1 protein-coding gene is annotated in these 371 nt (G+C 49.1%); it reads right to left on the reverse strand.

All coding sequences use genetic code 11. The features are described from left to right. A partial coding sequence (locus LRL21_RS47470) for a hypothetical protein (RefSeq protein ID WP_240422232.1) occupies positions 1-355 on the reverse strand: 355 nt, incomplete at its 3' end. Between the last annotated feature and the right edge of the window lie 16 nt (positions 356-371).

Genomic DNA, 371 nt, shown 5'->3' on the forward strand with positions numbered 1-371 from the left:
GAATCTGCATCATCGCCTGGAATGTATAGGGCTTGTTCCCCTCTATCGCCACATTTTGAAATAAATATGACCTTCCCCCCTCTGGAATCGTCGCTACGCTGATTTTCTGGGCCTTTGATCCTGAGGTGCCGCCATCGATCACTTCACCGCTCCCGATGATTCCCGCGCTATCCGCTTTGTTCCATCCATTGGCAATTCCGTTAAGACCCCCAATCGCTGTTTCAAATGAACCATTTGTAAGTAGATTATCATCATTCGTATACCGTAAACTGGCCTGATCGATATAGAAGGTTCCGCTTCCTCCCGCCGCGGTTCCCAGCAAATAAATATGCACCCTTACACTAGCTGTGTTCATGGGAGTAACCCCGCTC

This window comes from Paenibacillus periandrae (assembly GCF_022458865.1).
Lineage (GTDB): Bacteria > Bacillota > Bacilli > Paenibacillales > NBRC-103111 > Paenibacillus_S > Paenibacillus_S periandrae.